Source organism: Methylobacterium sp. J-070 (assembly GCF_022829385.1).
Taxonomy (GTDB): Bacteria; Pseudomonadota; Alphaproteobacteria; order Rhizobiales; family Beijerinckiaceae; genus Methylobacterium.
In genome coordinates this window covers 76,316-97,337 of sequence record NZ_JAKSXX010000208.1, presented here as the reverse complement: position 1 = coordinate 97,337, position 21,022 = coordinate 76,316, and the positions used below count along the sequence as shown (strand labels likewise).

The following is a 21,022-nucleotide window of genomic DNA, read 5'->3' as shown; positions in this document are numbered from 1 at the left end:
CTTGTTCACGTCGGGATGGGTAGCAAGGGGGATTCCACGTGCGACGGGTCATCATCTACGGCGGGACCGGCGGCATCGGCCTCGCGACCGCCCGGGCCCTGCGCGACCGGAACTATGCCCTGCATCTCGTTGCCCGAGGGGGCGACCGCCTGTCCCGCGCCGCCGAGGACCTCGGCGAGACCACGTTCAGCGCCGGCGATATCGCCGATCCGGACCTGTTCGCCGCAGCGACGGAAGCGGCGGGGCCCGGCGTCGCGGGTCTCGTCTACGCGGTCGGCACCATCAACCTGCGGCCGCTGAGCCGCCTCACGCGGGCGGATGTCGAGAGCGACTTCCGGATCAACGCGCTGGGCGCGTTCTCGGCCGTGCAGGCCGCCGCGGGCGCGCTCAAGTCCGGGGCCGGCGAGGCCGGTGCCGGGATCGTGCTGTTCTCCACCGTCGCGGTTGCGCAGGGCTTCGCCGCCCACGCCTCGGTGGCGATGGCCAAGGGCGCCGTCGAAGGCCTCGCGCTGTCGCTGGCCGCCGAACTCGCCCCCCAGATCCGCGTCAACGTCGTGGCGCCCTCGCTGACCCGAACGCCGCTCGCCGCCGCGATCACGGGCAACGAGACCCTGGTCCAGGGCATCGCCGCCATGCACGCGCTCCAGCGGCTCGGCCGGCCCGAGGATGTCGGCGCCCTCGCGGCGTTCCTGATCTCGGACGAGGCGGCCTGGATCACCGGTCAGGTGATCGGCGTCGACGGCGGGCGGTCCGCCCTGCGGACGAAGGGCTGACGCGATGGCCGCGCGACGGCGCACCGGAGGGGCTCGGCGGACGCTCCGCTTCGTCCTCGGCGACCAGCTCACGCGCCCGGTGTCCAGCTTGATCGACCTCGATCCGGAGCACGACGTCGTGCTGATGGTCGAGGTGCGGGACGAGGCGACCTATGTCCGCCATCACAAGCAGAAGATCGCCTTCCTGTTCGCCGCCATGCGCCATTTCGCGGCCGAGCTGGAGGCGGAGGGGATCGCCGTCGACTATGTCCGGCTGACCGATCCGGACAACGCCGGCAGTTTCACCGGCGAACTGGAGCGGGCGGTCGCGCGGCACCGGCCCGACCGGGTTGTCGTCACCGAGCCCGGCGAGTGGCGGGTCCTGCAGATGATGCAGGATTGGCGCGAGACGCTGCCGGTGCCCGTGGAGATCCGCGGCGACAACCGCTTCCTGTGTCCGCGTGAGGATTTCGCGCGATGGGCGGAGGGCCGCCATCACCTCCGGATGGAAACCTTCTATCGCGGCATGCGCCGCCGCACCGGCCTTCTCATGGACGCGGGCGAGCCCGCCGGGGGGCGCTGGAATTTCGACGCCGAGAACCGCAAGCGCCTGCCGAAGGGGCAGCGCCCGCCCGACAGGATCGGCTTCCAGCCGGACCCGATGACCCGAGAGGTCATCGCCCTGGTCGAGCAGGAATTCGCCGGGCATTTCGGCGACCTCGCCCAATTCTCCTGGCCGGTCACTCGGTCCGACGCGCTGGCCGCCCTCCGCCACTTCATCGCGCAGTGCCTTCCGACCTTCGGCGACTTCCAGGATGCCATGAAGATCGGCGCACCGTTCCTGTACCACGCGCTGCTGTCGCCGGCCCTCAATGCCGGCCTCCTCACCGCCGAGGAGACCTGCTGGGCCGCCGAACGGGCCTATCGGGAGGGCGCGGCACCGCTCAACGCCGTCGAGGGGTTCATCCGGCAGATCCTCGGCTGGCGGGAATACGTGCGCGGCGTCTACTGGGCGCGGATGCCCGAGTATCGCGACACCAACGCTCTCAAGGCCGGCCGGGACCTGCCCTGGTTCTACTGGTCGGGTGAGACCGGGCTCAACTGCATCGCGCAGGTGGTGACGGACACCCGTGCCCATGCCTACGCCCATCACATCCAGCGCCTGATGGTCACCGGCAACTTCGCGCTGATCGCCGGCCTGGATCCGGCGCAGGTCGAGGAATGGTACCTGATCGTCTTTGCCGACGCCTACGAGTGGGTCGAGCTGCCCAACGTGCACGGCATGGTGCTCTGGGCCGACGGGGGCGTGATGGGATCGAAGCCCTACGCCGCATCGGGTGCCTACATCGATCGGATGTCGGACTACTGCGGATCCTGCAACTATGACGTGAAGGTCAAGTCCGGACCTCGGGCGTGTCCGTTCAATTACCTGTACTGGAATTTCCTGATCGAGAACGAGGATCGCCTCGCGGGCAACCAGCGGATGTCGATGCCATACCGGACGTTGCGCGGCATGACGGATCGGCGTCGCGGGGAGATCCGCCACGACGCCGCGACCTTTCTGGCCTCCCTCGGCGGCCGGCCCGCTCCCGTTTCACAAGGGGGTCCAGACTGAGAGCGTCATGTAGGGACAGGCGGTACGCCGCCTGCTCTCCGTCTGGAGTCCCGCGGAGACGCGGGCGCTGAACCGGCCCAGGTCGAAGTCGGTCCCGTGAAGACCGAAGTTCCACTTCGCGTAGCCGGTGGCATCCACATAGGCGCTCACCTCCGGGCCGAGATAAGCGCCCCAGAGCCTGTAGCCCCCGGCGACGCGGATCCACAGGCTCTCCCGGGCTGAGCCGGCGACCAGGGCCGCCTGCAACAGCGTCGTCTCGCTCGGGCGCGCCCAGATCTCACCGTGCAGGCGGAGGCCATATCGCGCGGGGAGGGGCGTCAAGCTGCGCCCGTCCGCCAGCATTTCCATCGCGATCTCGGGACCCGCATAGGCGGCGGCGACGCCCCAATCGAAGAACCACTGGTACCCGACGACAGCGGCGCCGCCGACCGTGTAGCGCTGGCGGGGGCCGGCGCCGGCGCGCTCGTCGCGCCGTCCGCCGCCGAGGCTCGCCAGCGCGACGAAGCCTTCACGCTCCAGGGCGTCGAGGCCGAGCTTTGCGCCGACGGTGAGGAATTGTGCGGCGCCCGCATCCAGGCTGCCGAACAGGAGCGCGTCGATCTCCCCGGCCCGGACCGCCGCGGCGGTACAGGTGTGGGCGAGCATCCCAACGGCCAGAGCCACCGCGGTCTTGCCGCTCCGGAGACGGATGAGTGAATCACGCACGTCGACGCCTTCGAATCGACGACATCATGCCGAATTCGTGCAGCAGCGCCCAAGAAAAATCCGTGCGCAGAACGGATGTGCACCGATTAAAGACTGCGAATGAGCGACCGGCCAGCGATTTTATCCTCGATCTGTCGCGAGGATGACTTGAGCTTTGCTTACATCGCTTCGGCCAACCTCAGGTGCCCTCGAGCGCGCAGCCCTTCCCAAACGACCTGTCGCGAATCTGCCGTGCTTGGCGTGCCAGACGTTCTCGGATAGAGCCCCCCGCGGGACAGCGAAGGTTGGCGGATCCTTGACCTCCGGTGCACGAACGTCGGACGTCCTCACGGTGTTGGCGAGCCAAGAGGGCGATCGCCTGACGGTGGGAGACATCGTATCGGTTCTGCGGGATCGCGCCTTCGCGCTGCTCGTCGTCCTGCTCGGCTTGCCGAACTGCCTGCCCATGCCGCCGCCGATCCCGCTGATCTGCGGCCTGCTGCTGCTGCTCGTCGCCATTCAGATCGCGGCCGGGATGTCGGCACCCTGGCTGCCGCGGATCCTGCTCGGCCGCTCCATCGCCCTGACGGACGTGCGGCGGGCCGTGACGCGCGCGGTGCCGGTGCTGCAGCGCCTGGAGCGCTGGTCGCGTCCCCGGGTCAGCGTGTTCGAGACCGCGCTGGGCATGCGCGGCATGGGGATCGCACTTCTGGCGCTGGCCCTGGCGCTGATCGTGGCCGCGCCCATCGTCGGCCAGATCCCGCTGGGACTGGCGGTCTGTCTCGTCGGACTGGGCCTCGTCGAACGGGACGGCCTCGTGGTGATCGGCGGCCTCGTCATCGGGCTGTTCGGCGTCGCCATCAACGCCGGTTTCGCCTACGCGGTCGTCGCGGGGATCGTCGGACTTCTCAACCTCTGAGCGGCGCGATCACGGGCGGCGGCGCATCGGGTCGTTGTTCGGGACGAGCGACGGCGGCGCGGTCTCTCCTCACAGCCGGTAGCGGATCTGGTCGGTCCAGAAGCGCTCCAGGCGGCCCAGGGCCTGGTTGAGCCGGCTGAAATCGTCCTCCGAGATGCCGCCGATCGGCGCGATCGTGCGGGCGTGCTTGTCGTACAGGCCCTGGATGATCTCGTGCACCTGCCGACCCTTGTCGGTCAGGCTGATCCGGACGGAGCGGCGGTCAGTCTTCGAGCGGGCATGGTGCAGGTAGCCGGCCTCGACGAGCTTCTTCACGTTGTAGGAGACGTTGGAGCCGAGATAATACCCCTTGGTCCGCAGCTCGCTCGCGGTCAGCTCCTTGTCGCCGATGTTGTAGAGGAGCAGGGCCTGGACGCTGTTGACGTCTTCGCGGCCGCGGCGCTCGAACTCGTCCTTGATCACGTCGAGAAGCCGGCGATGCAGCCGCTCGACCAGGTGCAGGGCCTCCAGATAGGAGCCCTTCGAGGCGGACGCCTCCGCGGGGGCCTCGATCGTCGTGACGCGTGCGCTCTGGGTCTTCATCTCTGCCTCGCCATCCGATGTTGCGGCATCCCGTCAATGCGGTGCCGCTGATGATGGCTAAGCTACGGCTCGGGAATGAAAGGCGATTTAAGCGACAGGATGAATTCGCGATTTACTCTTCGCGGTAATGACAAACTGAAGCGAAGATGAGAACAGTTCGTTCACCGTGCTTCCTGGGCCGCCATCCAAGAGAGCAGGAAGTACAGTGCCACGACGCAGATGCCGAATACGAACAGCGGGATGGGCATCGGCAGGAGTTGCGGCGTGAGAACCGCGAGCGTCATGGCGGAGGTCACGGCGAGCAGCCAGATCACGCCGCCCCAGGCGCTGGTCAGCCACAGGCCGATGGCCGCCGCCGCGTCGATCACCGCGAAGTACACGATCGCCGCCTGCCGGCCGAAGGGTTCCGCCTCGAACGGCCGGGAGCCCGGAAGCACGTCGAGGATGGTCGCCCAGGCCAGGACGCTCTTGACCAGCCACACGAGGGCCGTGAGCCGCATGAACCAGATCAGCACGGTATCCCAAGTTCCGGGCGCCGGGCCCTGGCTGCGCTCGATCCGGTCTGTGGGGATCTCGCCCGGCCGGGGCGTCTTGCGCCGGGTCGGCAGGTAGCCGGCCACTAAGGCGCGCTCGTCGATGAGGGGGTCCGGTTCATGATCGGCGGCCGGGATCCTAGTGGAACGGGGGACGGGCCGGGTTGAAGCGGTTCCGCCGCTCTGCGTCAACGGTCGGGTTTCGCCGCACCCTCCCGGTGTGCTAATCCGGCGCCCCCGGCGCCCGTGCGCCGCGCGAACCGCGGCCCCGGCCGCACACGGTAGCGAAGCCGCATGTCAGACACCTTGCCAGAGCCGCGCCCCATCGCCCGGGAGGCCGCCCGCGAGGGCGGCCGCGTCGAGGGTTTGAAGATCACCCAGCGGCCGCGGCGCAACCGCAAGGCGGAGTGGTCGCGCCGGCTCGTCCGCGAGCACACGCTCACGGTGGACGACCTGATCTGGCCGATGTTCGTGATCGACGGCGCGGGGCGCCGGGAGCGGATCGCCTCCATGCCCGGCGTCGAGCGCCTCTCGGTGGACGAGATCGTGCGCGACGCCGAGCGCGCGGCGGAACTGGGCATCCCGGCCGTGGCGTTCTTCCCGTTCACCGAGGTCGCGCTGCGCGACCCGACGGGCTCGGAGGCGCTCAACGCCAACAACCTCGTCTGCCAGGCGGTCCGCGCCGTGAAACGGGCGGTGCCCCATGTCGGGATCATGACCGACGTGGCGCTGGATCCCTACACCAGCCATGGCCATGACGGCCTGATGCGGGACGGCGCGATCCTCAACGACGAGACCGTGGCGGTCCTTGTGGAGCAGAGCCTGATCCAGGCCGAGGCCGGGACCGACATCATCGCGCCGTCCGACATGATGGACGGCCGCGTCGGCGCGATCCGCGCCGGCCTCGACAAGGCCGGCTTCCTGGACGTGCAGATCATGGCGTACGCGGCGAAATACGCGAGCGCCTTCTACGGGCCCTTCCGCGACGCGATCGGCACGAAGGCGGCGCTGGTGGGCGACAAGCGCACCTACCAGATGGATCCGGGCAATTCGGCCGAGGCCCTTCGCGAGGTGCGCCTCGACCTGGACGAGGGCGCCGACTCGGTGATGGTGAAGCCGGGCTTGCCCTACCTCGACATCATCCGCCGGGTGCGCGACACGTTCCAGGTGCCGACCTTCGCCTACCAGGTCTCCGGCGAGTACGCGATGATCGAGGCCGCAGCCCGCAACGGCTGGCTCGACGGCGACCGTGCCATGGTCGAGGCGCTGCTGGCCTTCAAGCGGGCCGGCGCCGACGGTGTCCTGACCTACCACGCCCCCCGGGTCGCCGAGCGCCTGCGCAGACAGCCGTGAAGTCGGCGCACCGCTGGCTCCTCGCGGCGGCGGTGACGGCGGGGTTCCTCGGAGGGCTGGCCGCCTGCCAGGACACGCTGCGACAGGAGCGCGTCGCCACCTGCCGACGGGCCCTGCCGGCCATCGCGCCGCGGGCGGAGATCCGGCTCCTGCGCGCCGCCCCGGGGCCGGCCGCCGACACGGTGCGGGTCGATTACGCCGAGGGGGATCGCCAGCACTGGCTGACCTGCCGCTTCGACGCGGGGGCGACGCTGGTCGCCCTCGTCAGCGAAGGCGCCAGCCTGTCCGGGCCGTCCCTGTACATGCTGAGGCGCTTCTATCTCGATACACCCGACGCCGCGGCCGACGATCCCGCCCATCGCTGACGGAGCCCGATCCCGGGATCCCCTTGCGGCCGCCGCGGCATGCACCCACTTCTCCGCTCGCAGCCTCGCTTGCAGGACGCGACACCATGCAGAATCCTCAACCCGGTTACGCGCAGCGCTTCGACACGGCCGGCTTCACAGCCTCGCTGCCGGTGCCCTTCGTGCGCGCGAGCCTCGGCGGACGCGCCCTGGCCTATCTGCTCGACATCGTGTTCATCTTCGGCTTCACCGTGCTTCTGACCCTGCTGATCACGGTGGTGGGCGTGGTGACGTTCGGGCTGGGCTGGACGCTGTTCGCGATCCTTCCGGCCAGCGGCATCATCTACAGCGCGTTGACCGTGGGCGGCCCCAAGCAGAGCACGATCGGCCAGCGGCTGATGGGCCTGCGGGTGATCGCGCCCGAGAGCGGTGCGCGGGTCGACATGATCACGGCGGCCGTCCACGCGCTGCTGTTCTACGTGGCGATCTCGACCTTCCTGCTCTGGTGCGTCGACATCGTCTTCGGGCTTGCCCGAACCGACCGCCGCCTCGGGCATGATCTGCTGCTCGGCGTTGCGGTCGTCCACGCGCGCTGACCGATCGGGCGCGCGGTAAAATCTCGCGCGGCGCCGGGCTGGGGCATTGAGCCCGGGCGCGGCGCCTGTACACTGGCTTGCCGGCGCCGGTGGAATGTCCCGGCCCAGGGTCGAACAGACGCGTGACGAGCCATCCCCGCGATACGCCGCAATTCTACCTCACCGCTCCCTCGCCCTGCCCCTACCTTCCGGGTCAGGAGGAGCGAAAGGTCTTCACACACCTCGTGGGGCGACGCGCCCGGGACCTGAACGAGATCCTGACGCAGGGCGGGTTCCGCCGCTCGCAGACGATCGCCTACCGTCCCGCCTGCGAGATCTGCCGGGCCTGTGTATCGGTGCGGGTCGTCGTGGACGAGTTCATGCCGAGCGCGAGTCAGCGGCGCATCCTTTCCCGCAACGGGGATTGGATCGGCACGCCGGAGCCCAACCGGCCCGCCTCGGAGCAATACGCGCTGTTCCGCCGCTACCTGGACGCGCGCCACGGCGATGGCGGCATGGTCGACATGACCGTGCTGGACTACGCCATGATGATCGAGGACAGCCACGTCGATACGCACCTCGTGTCCTATCGGCGGCGCGGTCCGGATTCGGCGATCACCGGGCGCGGGGCTGGTGCGCCGCTGGCCTTCTGCCTGACCGATGTTCTCGCCGACGGGCTGTCGATGGTCTACTCGTTCTACGATCCCGAGGAGGCGGGCGGATCGCCGGGCACCTTCATGATCCTCGACCATATCCACCGGGCCCGTCGGCTCGGTCTGCCGTACCTCTACCTCGGCTACTGGGTCGAGGGCTCGCGCAAGATGGACTACAAGTCCCGCTTCCGGCCGCAGGAACGGCTCCTGGGGCAGGGCTGGGTGCGGGCGGACTGACGCTCCGCGTCCTCTGCCGCCGGGGCATGCCCGATCCGCATTGAGCCCCCGGTGCGCCGCGTGCTACCGGGCCCGCACGCAGTCCCGCCGGTGCCGAGGCCCCCATGATCCCCCGCTACAGCCGTCCCGCGATGACGGCGATCTGGTCGCCCGAGACGCGCTTCCGGATCTGGTTCGAGATCGAGGCGCACGCCACCACCGCCCTGGCGGAGATCGGGATCGTGCCGAAGGCGGCGGCCGAGGCCGTCTGGGCCAAGGGTCGCGACGCCGTCTTCGACGTCGCCCGGATCGACGCGATCGAGGCCGTGACCAAGCACGACGTCATCGCCTTCCTCACGCATCTGGCCGAGATCGTCGGGCCCGAGGCGCGGTTCGTCCACCAGGGCATGACGTCCTCGGACGTGCTCGACACCTGCCTCAACGTGCAGCTCGTGCGGGCCGCCGACATCCTGATCGCGGATGTGGACGCGCTGCTGGGCGCCCTGAAGGCGCGGGCCTTCGAGCACAAGCTCACCCCGACCATCGGCCGCTCGCACGGCATCCACGCCGAGCCCGTGACCTTCGGACTGAAACTGGCCCAGGCCTACGCGGAGTTCGAGCGCAACCGCCGCAGGCTGGTGGCGGCCCGCGAGGAGGTCGCCACCTGCGCGATCTCGGGGGCGGTCGGCACCTTCGCCAACATCGATCCGCGGGTGGAGCAGTACGTCGCCGAGAAGATGGGCCTCACCGTCGAGCCGGTCTCCACCCAGGTGATCCCGCGCGACCGGCACGCCCAGTTCTTCGCCACCCTCGGCGTCGTCGCGTCGTCGCTGGAGCGCCTGGCGATCGAGATCCGCCACCTCCAGCGCACCGAGGTGCTGGAGGCGGAGGAGTTCTTCTCGGAGGGCCAGAAGGGCTCCTCGGCGATGCCGCACAAGCGCAACCCGGTGCTCACCGAGAACATCACCGGGCTCGCCCGGATGGTCCGCGGCTACGTCACGCCCGCCCTGGAGAACGTGGCGCTCTGGCATGAGCGCGACATCTCGCATTCCTCCGTGGAGCGGATGATCGGCCCGGACGCCACCGTGACCCTGGATTTCGCGCTGGCGCGCATGACCGGGGTGGTCGAGAAGCTGCTGATCTACCCGGCCACCATGCAGAAGAACCTCGACCGGCTCGGCGGCCTCGTCCATTCGCAGCGGGTGCTGCTGGCGCTCACCCAGGCGGGCGTCTCGCGCGAGGATGCCTACCGCCTGGTCCAGCGCAACGCCATGCCGGTCTGGCGCGGGGAGGGCGACTTCCTGGCGCTCCTGAAGGCCGACCCCGAGGTCGCCGCCGCGCTCAAGCCCGCGCAGATCGAGGAGTGCTTCGACCTCGGCTACCATTTCAAGCACGTGGACACGATCTTCGCGCGGGTGTTCGGAGCGGCTTGAACGCGCCGCACGATTCCTGCTTGAGCTCGCGACGAACACAGGAAGGCAACCCGTGACCGCTTCCCGCATCGTCTACCTCAATGGCGCGTTCCTTCCCTTCGAGGAGGCGCGCGTCCCGATCATGGACCGCGGCTTCCTGTTCGCCGACGGCATCTACGAGGTCTCGGCGATCATCGACGGCAGGCTCGTCGACAACGCCGCCCACCTCGCGCGCCTCGACCGGTCGCTCGGCGAGATCGGGATCCGGAACCCGCATGACGCGGCGGGCTGGGAGCGCCTTCAGACCGAGCTCGTCGCCCGGAACGGCGTCACCGAGGGGCTCGTCTACATGCAGGTCACCCGCGGCGTGGCCGAGCGCGATTTCGCCTTCCCGAAGGTCGACACGGCACCGACCGTGATGATGTTCACCCAGGCCAAGACCGTCCTGGCCAACCCGCTCGTCGAGACCGGCGCCCGGGTGATCACCGTCGAGGATCTGCGCTGGAAGCGGCGGGACATCAAGTCGGTGGCCCTGTTGGCGCAGGTGCTCGCCAAGCAGCAGGCGGCGGAGGCCGGCGTCGCCGAGGCCTGGATGGTCGAGGACGGGGCCGTGACGGAAGGCTCGTCCTCCACGGCCTTCATCGTGAGTCGCGACCGGGTGCTGGTCACCCGGCCGCTGTCGACGGCCCTCCTGCCCGGCATCACCCGCGCCTCGGTGCTGCACCTCGCCCGGGAAGCCGACCTGCGGATCGAGGAGCGCCTGATCCCCGTGGCCGAGGCCTACGAGGCCCAGGAGGCCTTCTACACCAGCGCCTCCGCCTTCGTGATGCCGGTGGTGGAGCTCGACGGCCGGCGCATCGGAGACGGACGCCCCGGCCCGCTGACCCGACGCCTGCGCGAGCTGTACATCGAGGCCGCGCGCGGCCGGTGAGGGGGGCGTCGCCCGCCGGATCCGGCCGGCCGGCGCCCGTGATGGCCTGCGCGTGCGGCAGGAACGGATTCCGCATCCGGCTGTTCCTCCCCGAACGCGTAACCGGAAACGGGGAGGCCCGACGTGCCGAAGACCCTTCTGCTCGCCGCGCTCGCGGCATCGCTGACGGCGGCGCCCGCCTGCGCGCAGACGTCCGATCCGACGCTGCCGCCGGCGAGCCAGACGCCGCCCGACCGGGTGAGGCCGAATGCCGACGCGCCGCCGAAGGATCAGTCGCTGAGCGATAAGCTTCAGCAGAACGACGGGGTCATCAAGCCGCCCGAGACTGGGACGACCGGCACCGTGGTGAAGCCGAACGACAGCGGCTCCATGCCGGTGATCAAGCCTCAGGAATTACCGGGTCGCGCCCCCGGCACCGAGGCGAAATAGCCGCTTCGCGGATGCACGACGGCGGCAGTCCAGGCGGGATTGCTTGATTTCGCTGTCCGGATCGCGGAAACGGCTCACGACGTGAGCCGCTCGCACCCGTGGGCGGCGACGTCCCGGTTTCCGTCGCGGGTAAGCAGGCAGGCATGGCCAACGTCGTCGTTGTGGGCGCCCAGTGGGGCGACGAAGGCAAGGGCAAGATCGTCGACTGGCTCTCCGAGCAGGCCGACATCGTCGTCCGCTTCCAGGGCGGGCACAATGCCGGCCATACGCTGGTCATCGATGGCGTGACCTACAAGCTGGCGCTGCTGCCTTCGGGCGTGGTGCGCGGCGGCAAGCTCTCGGTCATCGGCAACGGGGTCGTGGTCGATCCCTGGCACCTCGTGGACGAGATCGAGCGGATCAAGGCGCAGGGCGTCGAGGTCTCGCCCGCCTCCCTGCGGATCGCCGACAACGCCACGCTGATCCTGCCGCTCCATCGCGAGCTGGACCATTTCCGCGAGACCGCCAATGCCGGCCTGAAGATCGGCACCACCAAGCGCGGGATCGGGCCGGCCTACGAGGACAAGGTCGGGCGTCGCGCCATCCGGGTGGTCGACCTCGCCGACCCCGGCGCGCTGCCGGCCAAGATCGAGCGGGTGCTCACCCATCACAACGCCCTCCGTCGCGGTCTCGGGATCGCCGAGGTGAACGCCGAGGCGCTCCTGGCCGAACTGACGGCGATCGCCCCGAAGATCCTGCCCTTCGCCGACACCGTCTGGGCGCTGCTCGACGAGGAGCGGCGGGCCGGCAAGCGCATCCTGTTCGAGGGCGCCCAGGGCGCTCTTCTGGATGTCGACCACGGCACCTATCCCTTCGTGACCTCCTCCAACATCGTGGCGGCGCAGGCCGCGACGGGCTCGGGGCTCGGTCCGGGGGCGATCGGCTACGTGCTGGGCATCGCCAAGGCCTACACGACCCGCGTGGGCGAGGGCCCGTTCCCCACCGAACTCCACGACGAGATCGGCGAGACCATCGGCAGCCGCGGGCGCGAGTTCGGCGTCAATACCGGCCGCAAGCGCCGCTGCGGCTGGTTCGACGCCGTCCTGGTGCGCCAGACGGTTCGGACGTCCGGCATCCACGGCATCGCCCTGACCAAGCTCGACATCCTCGACGGCTTCAAGGAGATCCACGTCTGCACCGGCTACAGGCTGGGCGGGCAGATCATCGACCATCTGCCGGCGAGCCAGGCCGCCCAGGCCCGGGTGGAGCCCATCTACGAGGTGATCCCCGGCTGGTCCGAGACCACCGCGGGCGCCCGCTCCTGGGCCGATCTGCCGGCGCAGGCGATCAAGTATGTCCGCCGGATCGAGGAGCTGATCGGGGCGCCGGTGGCGCTGCTGTCGACCTCGCCCGAGCGCGACGACACGATCCTCATGCACAACCCGTTCGAGGACTGACCATCCGCGCCCGATTGCCGGAGGGCGGCGCCCCGGTCGGGGCGCCTGCAGCCGCCCTTCGGGACGACGCTGTCTCCCGTTGACGATGCAGCTTTTCGACCGGTCGGCCCGTATCCAGCCCGCGCCGGCATCATCTAGAAAGAGCGTGTAGCGGGGCGATGGGATCCGACTGCGCGCAGCCGTCAGGACCATCACCGTGCGGATGCGGCTTCGCGCGGTGAGGTCACGACATCACCGGCCGAGGGCTGCGACCGACCCGGACGGGCGGGACCGGCCTTCGGTCCCCGGCCGTCGACCGGCGCTGCCGGACGGCGGCCGAAGGGGCGGACCAGGGCATTATGGCCGATTACTACCCGCTGCTGGCACGCGCGCTCCAGGCGCTGCCCGACCGGACCCCCGCCCTGCGCAAGGCGGTGTACGATCGCGCGCGCAACGCCCTGATCAGCCAGCTCCGCTCGCTGGACCCGCCGCTGTCGGAAGCCGATATCGACCTCGAGCGCCGTGCCCTCGACGCGGCGATCGAGCGCCTGGAGGTGGATCACGGCGGCCTGCCGGCGCCGGCCAACGACGCCGCGGGCACGGCCGAGCCGATCGCGCCGGTTCTGTCGGACCCGAAGATCCCGGAGCCGTCGCCCCCCGAAGCGCGGCCTGCGCCGCCGCCCGAGCCGGTCCTGCCGGTCGCCGACCCGCCCTTCGTCGCACCCGTGCGGCCGCCGGAACCCAAACCGGAGGCGCAGGCCGAGCCGCGCGAAGCCGCCATCGCCATTACCTCGCCGCGCCCGGGGCCGGCTCAAACGATCGTGCCCGAGGAACCGGAGGCCCCCGGCCTCGGCCCAGTCCCGGACGCGGCCGAGCTTGCGCCCGCATCGACGGAGCTTGGCAACGGGCGCCAGCGCCCGCGCATCGAGGTCGTGCCGCCGCGGACCGGCCGGTCGCGGATGCTGCGCAACGTCTTCGTCGGCGGCGTGCTCGCCGTGGTGATCGGGCTGATTGCGGTGGCGGCCTTCATGCTCCGCGACCGGCCGCAGATCCTGCCGGCGAACGGAACCGAGGCAGCGGATCCGCAGCAGGCCGACGGCGAGACCAAGTTCAGTGACCGCATCGGCGGCGACGCCGGGGCGGCTCCGAAGGCGGCACCCCGGCCGGAGGGTGGCGCGCCGCCGCGCGCCGCCGGGTCGCCGGCCGATCCGGCCATCGCGGTGGCCCAGCGCGCCGAGCTGATCGAGGAGGCATCCGGGGCTGACAACGGCCAGCCGGTGGCCAGCGCGGGACGCGTGACGTGGCGGCTCGATACGGTCAACGGCGAGCAGGGCCAGCCGCTCCAGAACGCCGTGGTGGCCACCGTGACCGTGCCGAACGCGGGACTGACGCTGGTGATGACGATCCAGCGCAACCTCGATGCGACGCTGCCGGCCTCGCATACGGTGAGCCTGGCCTTCAGCCAGAGCGGCGCCAACACGGACCCGGTCCGGACGGTGCAGGATGTCGGGCTGCTGCAGGCCAAGGACGAGCAGAGCGCCCGCGGATCACCGGTCTCGGGGCTGCCCGTCCGCGTCCGCGACAACCTCTTCCTGATCGGGTTGTCGTCGCTCCAGAACGACGTGGAGCGCAACACCGACCTGCTGCTCCACAAGACGTGGTTCGACCTGGCCCTGCGCTACACGTCCGGCCGCCGCGCGGTGCTCACCTTCGAGAAGGGCGCTGCGGGCACGCAGGTGATGCAGAGCGCCTTCGACGCATGGCAATGACGCCGGACCGCGCCCGGCGGTAGGAACCGGCGGGCGCCCGCCGGTTCGCGCGTCGGTCAGCGCGCCTCGATGCCAGCCCGGGGCAACTCGCGGCTGGCGATGTTGCGCTTGACCGCTTCCTGCACCTTCTCGAAGGCGCGCACCTCGATCTGGCGCACGCGCTCGCGGGACACGCCGAACTCGCCCGAGAGATCCTCCAGCGTGATCGGATCCTCGGCCAGGCGCCGGGCCTCGAAGATCCGGCGCTCGCGGGGGTTCAGCACGCCGAGGGCGTCGCGGAGCGCCGACAGGCGGTTCTGCCCCTCCTGCTCCCGGGCCAGGACGGTCTCCTGACTCGGGGCGTTGTCCACGAGCCAGTCCTGCCACTCGCCCTCGCCCTCCTCGCGCAGGGGCGCGTTGAGCGACGTGTCGCCGGACAGGCGCCGGTTCATGTCGATCACGTCCTGCTCGGGCACGCCGAGGCGGGTGGCGATGTGCGTCACCTGATCGGGCTTGAGGTCGCCCTCGTCCAGGGCCGAGATCCGGCCCTTGGCCTTGCGCAGGTTGAAGAACAGCTTCTTCTGGTTGGCCGTGGTGCCCATCTTTACGAGCGACCAGGAGCGCAGGATGTATTCTTGGATCGCGGCCTTGATCCACCACATGGCGTAGGTGGCCAGCCGGAAGCCCTTGTCGGGGTCGAAGCGCTTGACCGCCTGCATCAGGCCGACATTGCCCTCCGACACGACCTCGCCGATCGGAAGCCCGTAGCCGCGGTAGCCCATGGCGATCTTGGCCACGAGGCGCAGGTGCGACGTGACAAGCCGATGCGCCGCCTCGCGGTCGCCGGCATCACGCCAGGACTTGGCCAGCGTGAACTCCTCCGACGGCTCGAGCATCGGGAACTTGCGAATCTCGTCGAGGTAGCGCGACAGGCCACCTTCGTTGGCGAGCACGGGCAGCGTACCGGCCATGGCAATCTCCTGGACCTAGTCCCCCTGTCGGGCGGACGCGACGGACAAAAGTGCCGTCCACTCGGGCCGCTCTTGAGCCGACCCTGCCGGCTGCCCATCTGTCAGGGGCCGCCGGGAAAGCCGGTCGCGGTTGAGGACACTCACGTCGTCAACAACGCACCACCGGCCGATTTGGTCGTACCATGTCACGATGTGACGCGGTACGGGGTGAGCTTTCGCACGCCGCGTGCGCCCGGTTACGCGGGCGCTGGATTTGTCGCCTCCGCGCGGAGCGCCTCCACCAGGGCTGCCATATCGGCGGGTATCGGACTCTCGAACCGGAGGGTCTCGCCCGTGCGCGGGTGGCTGAAGCCGAGCAGCTCCGCGTGGAGCGCCTGCCGCCCGAGCGCCCGCAGGCGGGCCTGCGCCTCCGGCGTGAGGCGCACGGCCTTCGTGCGGTAGCCGCCGCCGTAGACCGGGTCACCGAGGAGCGGATGTCCGACATGGGCGAGGTGGACGCGGATCTGATGCGTCCGTCCGGTCTCCAGCCGGCACCGGACGAGGGCGGTGTGCGGGTACACCTCGCTGACGGCGTAGTGCGTGACGGCGTGGCGCCCCGCCTCGTCGGAAACGACCGCGATCTTCTCACGGTTGTGGCGGGACCGCGCGAGGCTCGCCCGGATGGTCCCCGTGCGCGGGTGGGGCAGGCCCCAGACGAGGGCCGCGTAGGCCCGCTCCAGCGGCCCGGTGCGGCCGTGGTCGGCGAACTGGGCCGTGAGACCGTGGTGGGCGGCGTCGTTCTTCGCCACGACGATGAGGCCGCTCGTATCCTTGTCCAGGCGGTGGACGATGCCGGGGCGGCGCACGCCGCCGATGCCCGACAGGCTGGCGCCGCAATGGGCGATCAGCGCGTTGACCAGGGTGCCGCTATCGTGGCCGGGCGCCGGATGGACCACGAGCCCCGCCGGCTTGTCGACGACGATCAGATCCTCGTCCTCGTACACGATCGGCAGATCCAAGGCCTCGGCCGCCGGCTCCGCCGGGACGGGCGCGGGCACGCTCAGCACGATCCGGGCGCCGGCACCGACCTTCAGCGCGGGGTCGCGCACCGGCGCACCGTCCCGCTGGACCTGACCGGCCCGGACGAGATCCTGCAGCCGGGCGCGGGACAGGTCGGGAAACAGCGCGACCAATGCCCGGTCCAGGCGCATGCCGCCGTCCGCGACGACCCCGACCCGTTCCTCCACGTTTCTGTCCACGACGATCCCTGCACACGCTTCCGGCTCACCCGCGGCGGATTTCGCCACGAAGGCCCTTGCTCCTCCGGCGGGTCGTGGCTATAGCACCCCCGCGCCGCCGGAAAGCTCCCATCGTCTAGCGGTCTAGGACGTCGCCCTCTCACGGCGAAAACAGGGGTTCGATTCCCCTTGGGAGCGCCAGCCGCATCAGCCGTCCGGCCCTCCTTTACTGGGCCGGACGCTTCGGAAGCCGAACACTAGCCTGATAAGCGTTGCGGCATAGGTCGCCAGTGGGTGGCTCGAGGCTGCACCAGCCGCGGTGCCTGCGTAGCCGTCCGAACAGCGTGACGTAGCCGGACAACGCGAGGGCCGAGGCGATCCGGTCGGGCTGTACGAGCCGGCCCCGCCCTCTGGATCTTCGCGGAAGCATGGCCGACTATCCTCTCCACACAGAGGCGCAGCCGAGAGCGCCCGTGCCAGGGAGGAATCCATGGGCTTTTTCAGAGCCACGACTGTCGCCGCCGTCGCTGTCGCGGCGGCCTCCGGAGGATGGTTCGCAGCACAGACGTCCTGGGGCGCGGCCGGACACGAACCGCGCTTCCCGCAGCTGACGATGGATCAACTCACGCCAGCCCAGCGTCCGGTCGGCGAGAAGATCATGAAGGTTTCGAGCGTCGGGATCGGCGGCCCGTACAATCCTATGATCCGCAGCCCCGAGATGGCGCAGCGGATGTACGATCTCCTCGACTACCTGCGCTGGCACACCTCGGTCCCAACCCGGCTGAACGAGTTCGCCATCCTGATCCAGGGTCGGCTCTGGCGGTCACAGGTCGAGTGGTATGCCCACTACCCGCTGGCGCTCAAAGCCGGGCTCTCCGAGCAGGTCGCGGCCGACCTCAAGGCGAACAAGCGGCCGGAGGGCATGAAGCCCGACGAGGCGGCCGTGTACGATTTCTGCATGGAACTCTCCACGCAGCAGGCGGTCTCGGACGACACCTTCGCGCGCGCCAAGGCGGTGCTGGGGGAGCAGGGCGTCGTCGACCTGACCACCCTCACCGGCACCTACGTGACGGTCGCGATGCTGCTGAGCGTGGCGCAGGAGGGCGTGCCACCCGGAAAGGAGCCGCCGTTCAAGGCTGGAGAGCGCTGAGCGACGCCGGGAAGGAGTCGTGTGATCGCCCCGCGCCTCGTCGCTCCGTCGAAGCCGTCGCCTTACGGATGCGTACGCCGCTGCGCAGGAGGGGGGGCGAGCGTTCCGGACGGGGATGCTCGCCGTCTCCGACCTCGGCCTGACACAAAAGGCGATCCACGGGACTCGGCAGCGCAATGCAGCCGACGATCGACAGACGCGCGCCGTCGAATGACGTTTGTCGAGGAAGATTATGCGGCTATTGCGCGTCGAATGACTTTCTGACGCGCTGAGTTCTTTGCGGGAGATCAGTCATGCCGCCGCCGGTGACAGGCCGTTTCAGCACCTTGTACGGCGGCCCGTCGATCAGGCGGTGACGGGGATCGGGCCGCACCGGTCCGATCTCCCGCGGGATCGCGCGCGGAGGACGACGGGGTCGACACGCAGCGGCCCACGGCCGCCGCCAGGGCGTTCGGCGGACGGGGGCAGGGCGCGGCGGGTGGCCTCACCGGCGGCCCGATCCGTACCGGGCCGAGAGTTCCGCCGCAGCCCGGCGGGATCTGGCTGCGGCCGCGTGCGGGGGGGATCACCCAATCGACCGCGGCCGCAGGGCCGCACGCCCCCGCGCCGGCCATCGCGGTCGGCCAGCGCGTGCACCGCATCCGCCGGCCCTCTGACAGAACAGCGTGATAAAGCGCGCTACGCGAACGGCGGAGGACCAGTACGGATGTCGCGTTTCACCGCGCTTTTCATGCGGCGGGAATTCATCTTCCTGGTCCTGGCGATCCTGCTGGGCGCCGGCGCCGCGGTGGCCTACTGGGCCTCGCGCGCCACGGTGCTGACGGTCGCGGTCGCGCCGCGGGACGGGACCGAACCGGCCCTGATCCAGGCCTACGCGGATGCGCTGGCGAAGCGCCACAAGGAGATCCGGCTGCGGATCCTGCCGTTCGACGATGTCCGGGACAGCGCCGAGGCCCTGCGCGAGGGCCGTGCCGATCTCGCGGTGGTGCGTCCGGACGTGGACCTGCCCGACAACGGCCTGACCCTCGCGATCCTGCGCGACCAAGCCATGATCATCGCCGCGCCGGAGGCCTCCGGGATCGACCGGTTTCCCGATCTCGACCGCAAACGGCTGGCGATCCTCGCGCATCGGGACGCCGACGAGGCGCTGATCCGCGCCCTGCTCGATCATTATGGCCTGACCCTGATCACCACCGATCCGGACGCCCCGGTGCCGCCCCGCCACGTGGCCCTGGTGGAGATGGCCGAGGCCGACCTCGCGGCCGCCTTCGCCCGCAAGCGCGTCGATGCCGTGATCTCCGTCACCGCGCCGACCGCGCCGACAGCCCAGCGCATCGTCGGCATCGTCCAGGCGGCGAGCCGGAACCGCAAGGTCTCGTTCGTCGACATGGAGAACGCGGACGCCTTCGTGGCGCGCATGCCGCGGCTGCAGGTCGTGACCATGCCGGCCGAGACCTTCGGCGGCAGCCCGAAGGTCCCCGCCGCCGACGTCCGCACCGTCGGCGCCTCGTACCGCCTGATGGCGCGGTCGAACCTCGCGCGGCCGGTGGCGGCCGACGTGACGCAGCACCTGTTCGAGCTGCGCAGCGGGATGGCGAATACGACCCCGGCCGCCGACTACGTCCAGGCCCCGGCCTACGACAGCACGGTCGGCGCGACGAGCGCCCGGCTTCCGATCCATCCGGGTGCCGTCGACTATTTCGAGCGCGAGCAGCAGAGCGTCGTCGAGCGCTACGAGACCTGGATCTACCTGGTCGCGTTCATGGGCGGCGGCCTCGGCTCGGCCGTCGCCTGGATCGGCCAGCGCCTGTCCCGCCTGCGCCGCGAGCGGATCGAGGAGGCGACCGATCGCCTCCTGGCGATCCGGCGCGAGGCGCAGACCACCCACGATCTGGAGCGGCTCGGCGGCCTGGCTCGGGAAATCGACGACCTCGCCGGCGATATCGCCAAGCATGCCCTGGAACGGCCGACCGAGGCCAAGACCATGTCGGCCGCGGCCATCGCCATCGACGCGGCCCGTTCGACGGTCAAGCGCGCCTTCGCGGCCGGCCGGCGCGCCGACGCGGCCTCGCCGGCAGCCGAAGATTCGGTCGCCGCGACGATCTCAGGCGCGAAGACCTCCGCGACCGCGGAGTGAAGGAGCCGCGGCGGCCGACCGCCGGATCGGCCGGGCCGATGAGCCCGGACGCGGGAAGGCGGACGCGGCGCGCCAGGGCTGCCCGGCGATGGCGGCGCCGGCGGCCTGCCGGCCGTGGCCGGGGCAGGGGGACGGCGACGCGATCGCCGACCGGCTCGGCGTCAACAACGGGGATGCGGCACGCCCGTCCTGCCGGAGCCGGGCGCGGCCACCATCGGCCCGACGGAGACCGCGCTCGCCATTGACGACCCGCATCGACGCGCGCCGGGTCGCCCCCCGTCCGGCGGACGAGGAGACCTACTCGACCAGCTCGTCGGCCGAGGCCAGGAGCGCGGGGGAGATCGTCAGATTCAGGGCGGCCGCCGTCCGCAGGTTGATCACGGTGAAGAACCGCTCGCTCGCCTGGACGGGCAGGTCGCCGACGACGGCTCCGCGCAGGATCCGGTCGATGTAGTCGGCCGCCCGCTCGACGTCCTGTTCCACGCTGGTGGTGTAGGCGGCGAGCCCTCCGAGCCGCACCTGCGCCGCGTAGGCGTAGACCGACGGCATCCGGTAGGTCGCGGCCAGATCGACGATCCGCGCGCCGTAGACGCTGGTCACGGCGTCGGGCAGCGCGATCAGCCCGCCCTGCGGCAGCTCGGCGAAGGCGACGATCGTGCGCTCGATCTCGCCGGCGTCGTGCACGCCGGCGATCCGCAGGTCCACGCCGAGCTCGGGCCCGATCCGGGCGATTTCGGCCGTGTAGCCCGCGAGCCGGGCGGCGTAATCGGGGTTGAGCAGGGCGATCGCCCGCGTGACGCCGGGGCTCAGCTCCTTCAGGAGCTGCAGCCATTTCCCCACCAGCGTGAACTCGAAGTTGGTGACGCCGGTGAGATTGCCGCCCGGGCGGGCCAGGCTGGTCACGAATCCGGCGCCCACCGGATCCTGAAGCATCATGAACACGACCGGCGTGGTCGTGGTCGCCCGCTGGAGCGCGGTGGCGCCGACGACACCCTGCGCCAGGACGACATCCGGCTTGCGCGCGAGGATCTCGTCCGCCTCCCGGCGCATCTTGACGGCGTCGCCGTCGCCGAAGCGCAGGTCGACCGCGAGGTTCTGGTCCCAGGTCCAGCCGGCCTGCTGCAGGCTCTCCTTCAAGGTTTCGACGATGACCGGGGTGTCGGGATGGCTCGCGCCGTAGACCAGCAGGATGCCGAGCCGGCGCTGCCGACCCGCCTGCGTCCAGCCGGTCGCCGGCCACGCCGCTGCGCCGCCCAGGCCCGCGATGATGTCGCGCCGCCTCATGCCGGGCCTCCTGCCCATGCTGGTCCGGGCCGCCGGCCCGGAGGTCTCCGCCGGAACCGGCGCGTTGCGGTCTCGGCAGCCGGCGGATCGAAGGGCCGCCGG

20 protein-coding genes and 1 tRNA gene are annotated in these 21,022 nt (G+C 70.5%); 15 read left to right on the top strand and 6 right to left on the bottom strand.

Annotated elements, in window-relative coordinates:
- Positions 1-38: 38 nt before the first annotated feature.
- Together MKL01_RS22620 and MKL01_RS22615 are read left to right on the top strand one after the other, a co-directional pair.
- Positions 39-773 carry an SDR family NAD(P)-dependent oxidoreductase gene (locus MKL01_RS22620; RefSeq protein ID WP_243907429.1) on the top strand — a complete coding sequence of 245 codons (735 nt, stop codon included), beginning with the start codon at positions 39-41 and terminating at the stop codon, positions 771-773.
- A 4-nt stretch (positions 774-777) separates the two neighbouring features.
- Complete coding sequence (locus MKL01_RS22615; RefSeq protein WP_243907428.1) at positions 778-2,367, top strand: cryptochrome/photolyase family protein; 1,590 nt, start codon at positions 778-780, stop codon at positions 2,365-2,367.
- Here the strand turns inward: MKL01_RS22615 and bcsS are convergent.
- Entirely contained in the window at positions 2,347-3,072 is a 726-nt protein-coding gene (bcsS, locus tag MKL01_RS22610; protein ID WP_243907427.1) for a cellulose biosynthesis protein BcsS, read from the bottom strand. The two genes, MKL01_RS22615 and bcsS, sit on opposite strands and share 21 nt — an antisense overlap.
- 295 nt (positions 3,073-3,367) lie before the next feature.
- On the opposite strand from bcsS, the gene MKL01_RS22605 reads away from it, so the two are divergent.
- Positions 3,368-3,970 (top strand): exopolysaccharide biosynthesis protein, encoded by a 603-nt coding sequence (locus MKL01_RS22605; RefSeq protein WP_279604798.1) that lies wholly within the window; start codon positions 3,368-3,370, stop codon positions 3,968-3,970.
- 69 nt (positions 3,971-4,039) lie between these two features.
- On the opposite strand, the gene ldtR is transcribed toward MKL01_RS22605, so the two are convergent.
- Both ldtR and MKL01_RS22595 read right to left on the bottom strand, forming a co-directional pair.
- Complete coding sequence (gene ldtR, locus MKL01_RS22600; RefSeq protein WP_243907425.1) at positions 4,040-4,552, bottom strand: transcriptional regulator LdtR; 513 nt, start codon at positions 4,550-4,552, stop codon at positions 4,040-4,042.
- A 161-nt stretch (positions 4,553-4,713) separates the two neighbouring features.
- Positions 4,714-5,172 (bottom strand): DUF6163 family protein, encoded by a 459-nt coding sequence (locus MKL01_RS22595; RefSeq protein ID WP_409566307.1) that lies wholly within the window; start codon positions 5,170-5,172, stop codon positions 4,714-4,716.
- Between the two features lie 207 nt (positions 5,173-5,379).
- On the opposite strand from MKL01_RS22595, the gene hemB reads away from it, so the two are divergent.
- The 9 genes from hemB to MKL01_RS22550 all read left to right on the top strand — a co-directional run bounded on the left by hemB (position 5,380) and on the right by MKL01_RS22550 (position 14,182).
- Complete coding sequence (gene hemB, locus MKL01_RS22590) at positions 5,380-6,438, top strand: porphobilinogen synthase (RefSeq protein ID WP_243907424.1); 1,059 nt, start codon at positions 5,380-5,382, stop codon at positions 6,436-6,438.
- Positions 6,435-6,803: a hypothetical protein gene (locus MKL01_RS22585; RefSeq protein WP_243907423.1), complete on the top strand. Its 369-nt coding sequence runs from the start codon at positions 6,435-6,437 to the stop codon at positions 6,801-6,803. Before hemB ends, MKL01_RS22585 begins: the two co-directional genes overlap by 4 nt.
- A gap of 86 nt (positions 6,804-6,889) precedes the next feature.
- Positions 6,890-7,378 (top strand): RDD family protein, encoded by a 489-nt coding sequence (locus MKL01_RS22580; protein WP_243907422.1) that lies wholly within the window; start codon positions 6,890-6,892, stop codon positions 7,376-7,378.
- Between the two features lie 122 nt (positions 7,379-7,500).
- A complete protein-coding gene (locus MKL01_RS22575) occupies positions 7,501-8,247 on the top strand; it encodes an arginyltransferase (protein ID WP_243907421.1) in 747 nt (248 codons plus the stop codon).
- Between the two features lie 104 nt (positions 8,248-8,351).
- Complete coding sequence (gene purB / locus MKL01_RS22570) at positions 8,352-9,659, top strand: adenylosuccinate lyase (RefSeq protein WP_243907420.1); 1,308 nt, start codon at positions 8,352-8,354, stop codon at positions 9,657-9,659.
- A gap of 52 nt (positions 9,660-9,711) precedes the next feature.
- Positions 9,712-10,569, top strand: coding sequence for a D-amino-acid transaminase (locus MKL01_RS22565; RefSeq protein ID WP_243907419.1), 858 nt, complete (start codon positions 9,712-9,714; stop codon positions 10,567-10,569).
- 123 nt (positions 10,570-10,692) lie between these two features.
- Complete coding sequence (locus MKL01_RS22560) at positions 10,693-10,998, top strand: hypothetical protein (RefSeq protein WP_243907418.1); 306 nt, start codon at positions 10,693-10,695, stop codon at positions 10,996-10,998.
- A 143-nt stretch (positions 10,999-11,141) separates the two neighbouring features.
- Positions 11,142-12,434: an adenylosuccinate synthase gene (locus MKL01_RS22555; RefSeq protein ID WP_243907417.1), complete on the top strand. Its 1,293-nt coding sequence runs from the start codon at positions 11,142-11,144 to the stop codon at positions 12,432-12,434.
- 338 nt (positions 12,435-12,772) lie between these two features.
- A complete protein-coding gene (locus tag MKL01_RS22550; protein WP_243907416.1) occupies positions 12,773-14,182 on the top strand; it encodes a histidine kinase in 1,410 nt (469 codons plus the stop codon).
- Between the two features lie 56 nt (positions 14,183-14,238).
- On the opposite strand, the gene rpoH is transcribed toward MKL01_RS22550, so the two are convergent.
- Both rpoH and MKL01_RS22540 read right to left on the bottom strand, forming a co-directional pair.
- Entirely contained in the window at positions 14,239-15,132 is an 894-nt protein-coding gene (rpoH, locus tag MKL01_RS22545) for an RNA polymerase sigma factor RpoH (RefSeq protein ID WP_243907415.1), read from the bottom strand.
- A gap of 236 nt (positions 15,133-15,368) precedes the next feature.
- Positions 15,369-16,322 carry an RluA family pseudouridine synthase gene (locus MKL01_RS22540; RefSeq protein WP_243907447.1) on the bottom strand — a complete coding sequence of 318 codons (954 nt, stop codon included), beginning with the start codon at positions 16,320-16,322 and terminating at the stop codon, positions 15,369-15,371.
- 152 nt (positions 16,323-16,474) lie between these two features.
- Here MKL01_RS22540 and MKL01_RS22535 point away from each other — a divergent pair.
- The 3 genes from MKL01_RS22535 (at position 16,475) to MKL01_RS22525 (ending at position 19,636) form a co-directional block, all read left to right on the top strand.
- Positions 16,475-16,550: transfer RNA gene (locus MKL01_RS22535), tRNA-Glu, on the top strand.
- A 289-nt stretch (positions 16,551-16,839) separates the two neighbouring features.
- Positions 16,840-17,499, top strand: coding sequence for a carboxymuconolactone decarboxylase family protein (locus tag MKL01_RS22530; protein ID WP_243907414.1), 660 nt, complete (start codon positions 16,840-16,842; stop codon positions 17,497-17,499).
- 706 nt (positions 17,500-18,205) lie between these two features.
- Positions 18,206-19,636, top strand: a complete 1,431-nt coding sequence (locus tag MKL01_RS22525; RefSeq protein ID WP_243907413.1) for a TAXI family TRAP transporter solute-binding subunit — start codon at positions 18,206-18,208, stop codon at positions 19,634-19,636.
- A 297-nt stretch (positions 19,637-19,933) separates the two neighbouring features.
- On the opposite strand, the gene MKL01_RS22520 is transcribed toward MKL01_RS22525, so the two are convergent.
- Entirely contained in the window at positions 19,934-20,920 is a 987-nt protein-coding gene (locus MKL01_RS22520) for an ABC transporter substrate-binding protein (RefSeq protein WP_243907412.1), read from the bottom strand.
- Positions 20,921-21,022 lie beyond the last annotated feature (102 nt).